Origin of the sequence: Alteromonas sp. LOR, from assembly GCF_000753865.1 — a bacterium.
In the GTDB taxonomy this organism is placed as follows: Bacteria; Pseudomonadota; Gammaproteobacteria; order Enterobacterales; family Alteromonadaceae; genus Alteromonas.
Genome location: NZ_JQFW01000015.1, coordinates 752079 through 764421, shown reverse-complemented (window position 1 = coordinate 764421; position 12343 = coordinate 752079). Strand labels below are relative to the sequence as shown.

At 43.5% G+C, this 12343-nt stretch carries 11 protein-coding genes; 5 read left to right on the top strand and 6 right to left on the bottom strand.

What is annotated here, in order from left to right; all coding sequences use genetic code 11:
* Positions 1-10 precede the first annotated feature (10 nt).
* On the top strand, positions 11-1735 hold the full coding sequence (locus JV36_RS0108665) for an SLC13 family permease (protein ID WP_032094516.1): 1725 nt from the start codon (positions 11-13) through the stop codon (positions 1733-1735).
* Positions 1736-2215: 480 nt separating this feature from the next.
* A complete protein-coding gene (locus JV36_RS0108660) occupies positions 2216-2920 on the top strand; it encodes a YIP1 family protein (protein ID WP_032094515.1) in 705 nt (234 codons plus the stop codon).
* Positions 2921-3014: 94 nt separating this feature from the next.
* Here the strand turns inward: JV36_RS0108660 and JV36_RS0108655 are convergent, their stop codons facing one another.
* A complete protein-coding gene (locus tag JV36_RS0108655; RefSeq protein ID WP_032094514.1) occupies positions 3015-3896 on the bottom strand; it encodes a DUF3025 domain-containing protein in 882 nt (293 codons plus the stop codon).
* Positions 3897-3978: 82 nt separating this feature from the next.
* On the opposite strand from JV36_RS0108655, the gene JV36_RS0108650 reads away from it, so the two are divergent.
* A complete protein-coding gene (locus JV36_RS0108650; RefSeq protein ID WP_032094513.1) occupies positions 3979-5652 on the top strand; it encodes a M28 family metallopeptidase in 1674 nt (557 codons plus the stop codon).
* A gap of 536 nt (positions 5653-6188) precedes the next feature.
* Entirely contained in the window at positions 6189-7859 is a 1671-nt protein-coding gene (gene asnB / locus JV36_RS0108645; RefSeq protein WP_032094512.1) for an asparagine synthase B, read from the top strand.
* A gap of 71 nt (positions 7860-7930) precedes the next feature.
* Here asnB and JV36_RS0108640 read toward each other — a convergent pair whose 3' ends face one another.
* Complete coding sequence (locus tag JV36_RS0108640; RefSeq protein ID WP_235207812.1) at positions 7931-8773, bottom strand: amino acid ABC transporter substrate-binding protein; 843 nt, start codon at positions 8771-8773, stop codon at positions 7931-7933.
* Between the two features lie 76 nt (positions 8774-8849).
* On the bottom strand, positions 8850-9497 hold the full coding sequence (queE, locus tag JV36_RS0108635) for a 7-carboxy-7-deazaguanine synthase QueE (RefSeq protein ID WP_032094595.1): 648 nt from the start codon (positions 9495-9497) through the stop codon (positions 8850-8852).
* A gap of 118 nt (positions 9498-9615) precedes the next feature.
* Between queE and queC the strand changes: the two genes are divergently transcribed.
* Positions 9616-10272, top strand: coding sequence for a 7-cyano-7-deazaguanine synthase QueC (queC, locus tag JV36_RS0108630; protein ID WP_032094511.1), 657 nt, complete (start codon positions 9616-9618; stop codon positions 10270-10272).
* Positions 10273-10385: 113 nt separating this feature from the next.
* On the opposite strand, the gene JV36_RS0108625 is transcribed toward queC, so the two are convergent.
* From JV36_RS0108625 to JV36_RS0108615, 3 genes are all read right to left on the bottom strand, one after another.
* Positions 10386-10772 carry a hypothetical protein gene (locus JV36_RS0108625; RefSeq protein ID WP_032094510.1) on the bottom strand — a complete coding sequence of 129 codons (387 nt, stop codon included), beginning with the start codon at positions 10770-10772 and terminating at the stop codon, positions 10386-10388.
* A 22-nt stretch (positions 10773-10794) separates the two neighbouring features.
* Positions 10795-11187, bottom strand: a complete 393-nt coding sequence (locus JV36_RS0108620) for a hypothetical protein (RefSeq protein ID WP_326938213.1) — start codon at positions 11185-11187, stop codon at positions 10795-10797.
* Positions 11188-11277: 90 nt separating this feature from the next.
* Positions 11278-12204: a LysR family transcriptional regulator gene (locus JV36_RS0108615; RefSeq protein WP_032094509.1), complete on the bottom strand. Its 927-nt coding sequence runs from the start codon at positions 12202-12204 to the stop codon at positions 11278-11280.
* Positions 12205-12343 lie beyond the last annotated feature (139 nt).

The following is a 12343-nucleotide window of genomic DNA, read 5'->3' as shown; positions in this document are numbered from 1 at the left end:
CTGGACATATATGGATGTTACCCAGTTCATCGTACTGGCAATTTTTGCCAGTACGATTTTAGCGCTGATTTTTACCAATCAGCGCCCAGCTACCGTATTTTCAGGTGCGGTGTTAGGCTTACTGGTTACGCAGCAATTATCGCTAGATGACATTCTATCGAATTTAACGAACAAGGGCTTAATAACCCTTGTTTTGTTACTTTTGGTCAGTAGTGCCATCGATAAAACTGCACTCATTAAACGGTTGGGTAGAAAGCTCGTTACCGCTGACTTCACGCGCTCGTACTGGCGATTATTTTCGCTCACCTTTATTTCATCAGCACTGTTAAATAACACGGCTATTGTGGCCAGTCTCATTGGTCCGATAAAGCAAAACCAACATCACCCTGCTTCAAGATTACTAATCCCGCTGTCTTATGCCGCTATTTTAGGGGGAACAGTTACTCTTATCGGTACTTCTACCAACCTAATAGTAGACAGTTTTTTGCAGGAACACGGTCACCCTGGTTTCAACTTCTTTGACTTTACCTTGTATGGCACAGTAGCAGGATTAAGCTGTGGCTTACTGATGTTTGTATTGCTGCCACTTTTGCCGAATATCAGCAACAAAGACAGTAACTACTTTGAGTACATGGTCGAGGCTGAAGTAGAAGCAGGCTCTGAACTTATCGGCAAAACCGTTGAGCAAAACCACCTGCGAAACTTACCTGAACTGTTCTTAGTTGAAGTTGTTCGAGATAAAAATCTAATATCACCTGTTGGCCCTGATCTGATCATTCTCGAGCATGACAAACTCATATTTTCCGGAAATGTGCAGAAGTTAGAAAACTTAAGCCACATTAAAGGATTAAGTATGTTTGCAGAAACAGACGGTGTATTACGGGAAAGCCTCACCGAAGTGGTTGTTTCTAACCGCGCTCAAATTATTGGCCAAACTATTAAAGAGTTGGGCTTTAGAGCGTTATTCGATGCGGCAGTTGTGGCTATCCGCAGAGACGGCGAACAGCTATCAGGAAAGCTTGGAGAGATAAAATTAAAATCTGGTGATTTTTTACTGCTCGCTGCCGGCCCTGATTTTGCGACTCGGCAGAACCTAAGCAAAAACTTTTTTATACTTTCTGAACAGAAAATAGCGCGGCCGCTAACGAACAAGCAAGAGTGGATAACCCTAGGCGGCTTTTTAACCACTGTCGCCCTTGCTGCATCAAATATTATTCACTTAGCTATTGGTCTCTTATTTTTAGCCGCAGTGTTAGTGTTTATGAAAGTGACGTCTAACGGTGAAATGAAGCGCAATCTCCCCCTCAATTTGATTGTTGTCATAGTGGGTGCATTGAGTTTGGCTACCGCACTAGAAACCTCTGGCGTGATTGCAGTTACTACAGAGGCGCTCTTGCCGCTATTATCAAGCACTGACTGGTTTATTGCATTGATTGCTATTTATCTCATCACGCTTCTACTCACCGAGCTTGTCACCAACAATGCAGCGGCGGCGTTAATGTTTCCATTTGCTTATGGCTTGGTTGAGATTATAGGTGCACCACTTATGCCCTTTGCTCTCGCCGTCGCCTTTGCGGCAAGTGCGAGTTTTATATCTCCCTTTGGCTACCAAACTAACTTATTGGTTTATAATGCCGCGAACTACCGTTTTTCTCATTTTATAAAAATTGGGTTGCCCATCTCATTGGTTTATAGCGCCATTGTATTGTGCCTGCTAAACATCACCTATTTTTGAGTACAGCATCGCGCCTTATTCAAAATAAGGTAGAAAGTACGGTTGGAAACACGGTTGGAAATACGTTTAAAAGTACGGTTAGAAGCTCCGTTGAAATCACGGTTAGAAGCTCCGTTGAAATTACGGTTAAATATAGGGTGAAACGTACGGGTAGGCATACAATTTAACTAAAAAGGAAGCGAAGGCTTCCTTTTTTGTTGCCTAGCATTTTAAAAGTAAACCTGTACCCCGGCTTTTTGACCAAGAGCTCGTTAATCAAGAGTGGGTAAACAGGAGCGTGTTGACCAAGAGGCATGCTGATCTGCTAATCACTTACAAATAGTCACTTACAAATAATCACCTAATTTGTGCCCATTTCTCTGTACTTAAATTCACCAACTCAGTAATCTATGCGTGCTTAATTGTTTATTTGTAAACCTTTAAAGCGGCCCACAGGCCAACAAACCAATAAAAATAACTAAACTTTTTCAGGGAGTTAGAATGCACACAGTGTCAAATCCGTTTCAAGCGTGTAACGATATATTTTTCAAACCCAATGGGGTGTTCAAAGCCGTTGGCGAGAATAACAACTGGAGCTGGATGCCGTTTTTTATGGTCATGGGCGTTACTCTAGTCCTTCAATATCTTTATGTGAATTTTGTCGATATTGAATGGTTCGCGAATTTAAACATTGCCGCACAGGGGGATATGAGTCCTGCTGAAGAAGATCAAATGCGTGCTTTTTTCACAAGAACAAGCCTAATGTGGTCCCAACTGATTGGGGCATTTTTTGTACTTACCATCGTTAATGCTATTTATGCTTTATACCTAAATCTTGCTACTCGTTCAGACGACAGCCACGTTTTTGGGTTTACTGACTGGTATGGCTTTTCGTGGTGGGTGGCGATGCCCTATGTTGTAACGGGTTTGATTGGCGTTGCCTTACTGCTTTTCGCAAGCGATCATCAGATATCTCCAGCGACACTCGCTCCCACTTCTCTTAGCTTTATGCTTAGTATTCCTATGGATTCACAGTGGTATGCCTTTGCTCAAGCTATAAGGCTGGAGCTGTTTTGGGGAATTTATCTTGCGATGGTCGGTATTGCTCAATGGACATCGTTTTCTAGACAAAAAGCCGCCATTGTAGCCGCAGCTCCATACCTCGTGATTTATTCTATATGGCTTGTTGCTATACTTGCATTTTAGTCTGCTCATTCAGGGCCGGTAAATACTGGCCCTACCGTTTTCTATGAGTCGTGCCAGTAAACAGGCATTTTACAACACGTATAGCGTTAGAATGTCAGTATTGGCTATGTCTCCACAGCGGTAGCTGTATTGTTTGTTTAGCCCCCTTTCTAGCCGGCCTGAAATACTCTTCATTATCGTAAAAACTGTCAGACTGCGGGTGATGCCATCCTGGCACGCCAAGTAAAGGAATAGGTTTTAATATAGGTGCTTGCTGAAAGTCATCTAATTGGGCGATTCGCTTAACCATGGCATTATCCAACTCACTTCGTTGTTGCCACTGACTCAACTGACTAAAGCCCTCAGGAACTGCAACCGCTAACCATTTGCCAGTTAATCCAATAAAAGGGTTTAGCATCATTTCTAAATTTGCGTGGCCAAAAATGAAGGGCGTGACATCTCCTGCCCACTTGTTGCGCTGTTTTATAAACACTTCATGCCAGTTGTGCGTTGCTAGTGACGTTAAAAACGCTTCTAAATCGGCCGTATTATTGTCTTTGGGGGTTTCCACTGCCAGCACTACGCCACATTCATCGAAGTGAGTAATGCGATTGCGTCTCGCCGTACGGGGACTAATTCCAAACTCATTTATATCGTTCACATGCAGCGTATTCAACAAGCCTTTCGTGTTAGGAAACTGTATCCAGATAAGTGCGTTGAACAAGTCGTGCCAACTATCCTCCCGTGTAGGGACACGGTTATCTTCGCCAATGATAGTTTCGTAATATCGCGTATCATCCTCGCCAAGCTCGCTTTGCGCTACAAAGTGAGGCCCCTGCCAATTGGAATGAAAGTATTGCGTTAATGCATTTAACTGCTTTGCCGAAGGAAACTCTCTGAGGTCTATCAAGTTCATTTCTGTCAAAAGGCGGGTAACACTTAACGAGGCACATTGCGATAAATACGTTTTACTAAAAGGAATATCTGTTGATTGCATAACACCTATTGGTTCGTTTTGTGGATTTCTCTATACTGGGGTCTATTGTAGAGCAAACTAAGACGGTTAATAGAGACTAATAATGAAAAAAATATTCTTGCCCTTACTTGTTCCTACGCTATTAAGCGTAAGTGCATGTACCCCTTCCAACGACAGTGAAACGAAGGTTAGCGACACTGATACGTTAGCCACAGCACAAGAAACGACAAACTTCGACTCGGTGTACAACAGTATCTCCGATGCAGATATTCGAGAGCCGTTAAAAATACTCTCATCTGATGAATTTGAAGGTCGCCTACCCACGACAGAAGGTGAGAAGAAAACCATTGATTACCTTGTTAGCCAATTTAAAGAAGCAGGTCTTGAACCTGGAAATGGCGATAGCTATTTGCAGAAGGTAGCGTTAATGGAAATCACCGCGAACCCTGATATGACAATGACTATTGGTGACAACCGCTTCGCTTATAAAGAAGATATGGTGGCATCATCAAAGCGTGAACAAGCTTCGGTCTCGCTGAAGGATTCTGAATTAGTGTTCGTAGGCTATGGTGTTAACGCACCAGAATATAAATGGAATGACTACGAAGGTCTAGACGTTGAAGGGAAAACGGTTGTTATCCTCATAAACGATCCAGGGTTTGAAAACCCAAAGAGTGGAAAGTTTCAGGGTACGACAATGACGTATTATGGTCGTTGGAGCTATAAATATGAAGAAGCCAGCCGCCAAGGCGCTGCAGCAGCTATTATCGTACACGAATCGGCCCCCGCATCGTATGGATGGTCGGTTGTTGCCAACAGCTGGAGCGGCCCGCAGTATGGTCTAGTTAGTGAAGACAAAGGCGCAAGTCGCGTTGCTGTTGAAGGCTGGCTGACTCTAGATGCCGCCAAACAAGTATTTAGCGATGCTGGATTGGACTTTGATGCTGAAAAAGCAAAGGCAATGTCAGGGCCTTACAACAAGGCCATGGACATAACCGCGTCGGTAACCGTTAAAAACACGTTCAAAAAATCAGAAAGTAATAACGTCATAGCCACATTACCAGGCTCTGCGTTTGCTGATGACCATATTATTTACACTGCCCATTGGGATCATCTTGGCAAAGATGAAAGCAAAGAAGGCGATCAAATTTACAATGGCGCCCATGACAATGCCACCGGCTCAGCTGCAATGATAGCGATGGCCAAGGCGTATTCATCACTAACGCCGAGACCCAAACGTTCAGTATCGTTTTTAGTGGTTACTGCAGAAGAACAAGGGTTACTAGGCAGTAAATACTATGCAGCTAACCCTGTTATTCCACTAGAAAAAACAGTGGCAAACATAAATATGGATGCCATGAATGTTTTGGGTAAAACCAAAAATGTTGCCGTTGTAGGTATGGGTAAATCAGAACTTGAAACCTATCTTAGAGCCGCAGCAAAAAAACAAGGCAGAGTGTTAACCCAAGAAGATAAGCCTGAGGCGGGATATTACTACCGCTCAGATCACTTCAGCTTTGCTAAGCAAGGCGTTCCAGCACTGTATGCTGAAGGCGGCAACGAGCCTGCTGATGAAGAAACAGCTAAATACCGAAAGCGAATGAACGTGATTGTGACCGGCTGCTATCACCAAGTGTGCGACGAGTATCGTGAGAATTGGGATATGGGCGGCATTGTTCAAGACACTCAAATGTTATTCGATGTAGGTGTGAATGTGGCGAATGCGCCAATGTGGCCAAAATGGAATGAAGGTAGTGAATTTCAGCGCCAGTATTAATCGACGTTGTCGTCATTAAACGTCAGAACATCTAATATGCGAAGAGAAGCTAACTTAAGCCTGATTTAATCGGCATAAGTGGCTCCGAGTAAAGCTACAGTGCCCCGACGTGTCGGGGCACTTCTTTTTTACACATCGTTATTGGTGCTTTTCCGTAGATTCGCCTTTGTACTTACTCCTTTGTACTTACGCCTTTGTAAGTTCGCTTTTATAAGCACGCTTTTGCCACTGCCCATTATCTATAGTCCGGTGATAATAGTTCTTTACTGGTGCAAACGAAAACTCAACGCATAAAGCTAAAAGATGGTTTTTTACGCAAAATAGGACACTTTTGCATTTATCATTGTAACTTCGCTAAAAAGAACCAATAAATTCCATTTTATCATCACAATGTACTTGCAATTTCCTGTCAGACTGGCACATTCAAGACACGCGAATCAGACAAATCAAAAATAATAATCCTTCGCTGCTCTTCAACGAGTACCCGACAGAAATAACCCATTTTTTTAAACCAGCGAACAGAGAGAATCCGTTTTATGTGTGGTATTTTCGGTATCCTTGATATCAAAACCGATGTGTCTGAACTCAGAACCCAAGCCCTCGACTTATCTAAATTATTGCGCCACCGTGGCCCTGACTGGTCGGGTATCTGGAATAATGACAATACCATTCTTTGTCATGAACGATTAGCCATCGTCGACGTGGATACAGGTGCTCAACCTCTTATCAGCCAGAACGACAAACATATCCTTGCAGTGAATGGCGAGATTTATAATCACAAGCAACTAGCAGCTGATTTAGACGAGCCTTATCCATTTAAGACTCGCTCGGATTGCGAAGTGATACTGCCTTTATTTCAACAAAAAGGCATTGATTTCATTGATGAACTAGAAGGCATGTTCGCCTTTATTCTTTACGATGAAGAACAAGATGCATACCTGATTGCTCGGGATCATATTGGTATTATTCCGCTATACACAGGCTACGATGAACACGGCAACTTTTATGTATCTTCTGAAATGAAAGCACTTGCCAGTGTATGTAAAACAATTAGTGAATTTCCTCCAGGCCACTACATGTGGAGCAAAGAAGGTAAACTGACTAAATATTACAAGCGTGATTGGATGGACTATGAAAACGTTAAAGACAATAGTTCAGATTTAGACGAGCTTCGCGTTGCTTTTGAAAAAGCAGTAAAATCACACATGATGTCAGATGTGCCTTATGCAGTGCTATTATCGGGCGGTTTAGACTCTTCATTAGTGTCTGCGGTTGCTGCGCAATACGTGGCCAAACGCGTCGAAGATGAAGATAAGACAGATGCATGGTGGCCAAGACTACACAGTTTTGCTGTTGGTCTTGATGGGGCTCCAGATTTAAAAGCAGCCAAAAAAGTGGCTGACATGATTGGTACGGTGCATCACGAGATTCATTTCACCATTCAAGAAGGCCTAGACGCCATTCGTGACGTTATCTTTCATCTTGAGACCTACGACACCACGACGATTCGCGCAGCCACGCCTATGTACCTCATGACGCGTAAGATTAAAGCCATGGGTATCAAAATGGTTTTATCTGGTGAAGGTGCTGATGAAATTTTTGGTGGCTACCTGTATTTCCACAAAGCGCCAAATGCAAAAGAATTCCACGAAGAAACCGTGCGTAAGTTAGACCGCCTCCATATGTTTGACTGTGCTCGTGCAAACAAAGCAACGTCAGCATGGGGTGTAGAGGCACGTGTTCCCTTCTTAGACAAAAACTTTATTGATGTTGCTATGCGTTTAAACCCACAAGACAAAATGTGTCTTGATGGAAAAATGGAAAAGTGGATCTTACGTAAGTCTTTTGACAATGGCGACACCTTGCCTGCCGAGGTCTTGTGGCGTCAAAAAGAGCAGTTTGGTGATGGCGTAGGCTACTCATGGATAGATTCTATTCGCGAGTTTGTTGACGGCGAAGTAACCGACCAGCAGTTGGCAACAGCAGAGTTCCGCTTCCCTTACAACACGCCGGATACAAAAGAGGGCTACTACTACCGCACTATTTTCGAAAGCTACTTTCCACAAGAAAGCGCTGCACGTTGTGTTCCCGGTGGTAAATCAATTGCCTGTAGCACCGCAGAAGCATTGGAGTGGGATGAAAGCTTCAAGAATAATGCAGATCCGTCAGGTCGCTCAATGAAAGGTGTTCACTCTGGAGAGTCGTAAGCTTTTTCTTTAGCTAGCATATTCGAGTAACAAAAAACGCGACCCATGGTCGCGTTTTTTATGCATTATTTTTATTTTTCGGCTGCTGTTTTATACCACAACGCCTCATTCGACAAGGGTGTGTCGTTGGGTAAAAGCGGGTTTTCAATAGTAAAAATCGTTCTCTCATCCATATTTATTTCGTCGAGAATGGGCATATAAGTCGACTGGAAAAGTGTGTCGAAAGAACCGTCTTCAATGGCCCGTTGCAATCCGGTCTCAATTAAATGTGCAAGCGTTTTGTTATTGTTGCTCACAAAATAGTACATGGCCGTGGGGTAATAAATGGCAAGGGAAGGCTCAAGTGACACGCTGGCGCTTTTGCCTAGTTTGTCTAACTCTGGGGTAATTTCGATAACGGAGCGAGGGAAGAAATCCCCTTTTCCCTGGCTAAGGAAGTCGTAAGCTTTATCAAATTCTGGAACGGTAAATACATTGAATCCGCTGGCTTGCAGTATTTTTGTATCAGGCCAATCCTCACCCTGAATAGGAATAAGCTCACGCATATCGGCTATGGACTCAACCTGAGCAAACTTTGCACTTTTTTGGTCTTGAATGGCAAATACCCGTAACCCAATTAATCCTTTAGCAATGGGTATTCTAATGGCGGTTAGGTCCTTCTCACGCTGGATGTCTGTCATACTCCATACCACGCTCACTTCTCTGTTTTCGCGCAGCTGTCGCATGGCTTTACCCGTAAGCAAAATTCTGTCAGAGGGCAGTAATTCATAGTTCACACCGGTTTTATCCAGTGCGAGTTTAAGCAATGCGATGGGGTATTGGGTTCGTTCATCGGTATCATCTATAGGGCGCGGATAAGTGATTGTCCACAATGCGCCGTGCGCACTAAGTCCTACTAGCGAGAGCGTAAGCATCAACACTTTCAACAAACCTAAATTTCTTATTTGTTTTTTGCAGTCTCTAATCATTCTCAAGGCAACCAATACCCATTTACTCAATACCAATGTATTTATGTGTTTGTAAAGATAGCCGCCAGTTTCTTGCAATACAAGTCTCAACAGCGAGCTGTGTTGCTCTTGCCTGCTGACTAATGGGCTGCAGACATACCTGCTTGCCCTCTAAAGAAACATTTGCAAGCAGCGCGTCAAGTTCATCAATATGCTTTTGCATCGCAATAGGATGCTTTATTTCGTTAGCGCGCTCTAATGCGCTTGTCAGCACCTCAAAGCCGCCACGCATGTTAATTTTTGGCGACACTGTTACATAGGTTCGATCATCGCAGAGTACTTCAAAAGTACCGCTAGTTTCAATTTGCGTGGTAAAGCCATTATTGTGCAGCATAGTTGTCAGCCCCCGCAGATCGTACATGCAGGGTTCACCGCCGGTTATAACAACGTGAGTCGCTACGTAGCCTTCTTGTTTGAACAGCGAAAGCAAAGATTCATCGTCTGCCACAAAATAGGTCTCAGACTCCTCGGCCTGATCAATGATCTGCCGCGGGGCAACAATAAGGTCTTCTTTAATTTCCCAGGTGTGTTTTGTATCGCACCACGGACAACCCACAGGGCAACCTTGAAGACGAACAAAAATAGAGGGGATCCCAGTGTGTGCCCCCTCTCCTTGGATAGTTTCGAACATCTCATTGATGTTTAATGTGCTTAATACAGACAAATTGACGTCCTTTAACGATTGTATGTTGGGATTTTACCAAGGATCACATAAAATTCTGACATTATTTCTTAATTCGTGAAAATCTATGTCAGAAAACGTTGTTGTTATTTACTCTGGGGGTATGGATTCTTTCACTGTGCTGCATAAAGCACTGCGTGAAGGAAAGAAAGTACATGCCCTTAGTTTTAATTATGGTCAGCGCCATAAGAAAGAGCTCGATTATGCCGCGAGTGTGTGTGATTCACTAGGCGTACCTCATAAGATTGTTGATATTAGTGCAATTAATTCACTGGTAGGTGGCTCTGCACTGACTTCTGATATTGAGGTTCCTGAGGGTCACTACGAAGAGCCAAGCATGAAGCAGACTGTTGTACCTAACCGCAACATGATCTTGCTTTCTCTTGCAGTAGGGTACGCAGTAAGCCTAGAAGCAAAAGAAGTGTATTATGGTGCCCACGCTGGAGACCATGCAATTTATCCAGATTGCAGACCAGAATTTGTACATCGAATGAATGATGTATGCGGTATTGCAAACTACACGCCTGTGGAAATTGTTACCCCTTACATTGATGAAAGTAAAACGGCTATTTTAACCGATGGGTTAAATATGGGGCTTGATTACGGCAAGACGTGGACATGTTACAACGGCCGAGAAAAAGCCTGCGGCAAGTGCGGTGCTTGTGAAGAACGACTAGAAGCCTTCAGAGACAATAACACCACCGACCCGTTAGAGTACGAGTAGTAACAGTTAATTTATTCATGTAGCGTCCAACTAGAGGCCTAAGCGCTTTTAATTGGATGCTTCTAGCTGGGCGCTTCTCGCTGAACAAAGTCGCCCCCCCCCTGCTTTATTTTTCAAGGGTTTCTCATTTTAATAGATAGGCGTGTCGCTATCATTTTAATGAGGTGCACTGCTGACACTGAAATGAACGCGCAAACACCTAATGCTCCGCCAACGCCCTCAAGAAAGGGCAACAACAGCGAGCTAATAACACCAAATAAACATGCCGCCGCCACGACGCCTTTACTTGAAAGGCGATGAGATGATGTCATTCCTACAAAGCTTCCGCCAAAAAAGATGCTGGTATACGTATTAGCCGTCTCTGTGCCTGCTGTGTAAGCCAACAGTAAGTAACATATTAACGTACAGGTACTGCTTGCTCGAATAGCATTCATCCAAGGTAAAATAGACAGCTTATACGTAATAACACCCCCTAAAATAGCAAAGAGTAACACTAACACTATTCAATCACCCATTTGCTAATCACCATTTACTAATCACCATTGTACAAAGCACGACACTTGCGACAGAGACAAAGGCGATTGCACCTAGCTTTCCCCCAACGCCAATAAAATGATTTTTTAGCGATGTGTAAATTGCCGCCCCAATGAGGCTAATAACAACAAGTTCATAAGGGGAATTAATAACATCAGACGAGCACATGCCCGCAAACGCGCCTGCATACATGGCAGCCTGTGGATGGTGTTGAAATTGCGTGGTCGTGGGAAGGAAGCTGCCTATAAGCCCTATTGAGGCGGCACTCACCACAATAGGCACTTCCAATAACTGATGAAGCATAAAGCAGCCGTACAAACCCAAAAAGAAAGAAAGCAGTTTTACACTGTAAAAAAGACTCACTTTCTTAATGGCTTGCACTGCTTGGCTCCAAGTTAGTCAGTGCTAGCGCCAAGTTAGTCATTGCTAGAACGCAAATCCAAGCACTTTTGAGAGGACGAAAGAATGCGACTACTTTTGGCTCTCAGCAATAAAGTAGCTTAGCTCTTTAATGCAGTGGCGTAACACGGGGTTCAATCGGGTATTTTTACCGTTCATCACAAACAATTCATGACTGAAGTTAAATAGGCTGCCATTGGCGATAGGTACAAGCCCTAGCGCGGCGCCCTGCTCTTTTGCCATATAATCAGGTAAAAGGCCTACATACTCTCCTGTCATTATCGCCGACATTGAAGCGTCAAAAGAGTCTGAGAATGTTTGAATGGCTAGCCTCGACTCATCTTCAATATAGTTCGCTGATGACAGCCCAGAAATTCCGATAGCGGGATAATCTTCAATATTCACATTATCAGGAAGCTCAGTATCTCGATATTTCGCTAGCACATGGGTAGGAGAACAATACAACCGGCCTTCAACATTCAAGCCTACCGGGTGGAAAGTCACTGATTCAGGTTTCACCATGTCGTAGGTAGACACTACCAAATGACACTCACCTGATAGCGCCACATGCTCTACTTCGTTGTAAAGACGAGTTTGAATATTCACGTGAATATCATCAAACTTTTTCATGGTGCTTTTAACCGCTTTACTCACTGCTAAATGCATTGAAAGTGGCAAACCAGCCATTAATACAAGGGTAATGTGTCCCGAATAATCATCGTGTAACGATTTGAGGTTAAAGACAAAGTTATCGAATGCATTAAAAATGCGCTTGGTTTCTTGAAAAACAACCTCGCCTTCTTTGGTCATTTGAAACCCGCCCCGCCCTCGGTGGCAAAGCACAAGATCTAGCCGTTCCTCTAACTTTTTGATTGCCGCACTTATATTTGGTCGCTGCATTCGTAGAACGGGTTCAGCCGCCGTAAATCCATTACAACTTGCTACTGCATAAAAAACGCGCAGTAACTTTATATCCGATTCTTGGAGACGATTTAACATAGTAGCACCTGTTTTAGGTATAGTTATTGATACTCTTTCACTAACTATATGAAACAACACAGGCTATTACAACGACAAATTGAGTCTTTTCATCGCAATGTTGTACATTTTAACGACTTGCCCGCCTACCGCATGTTAT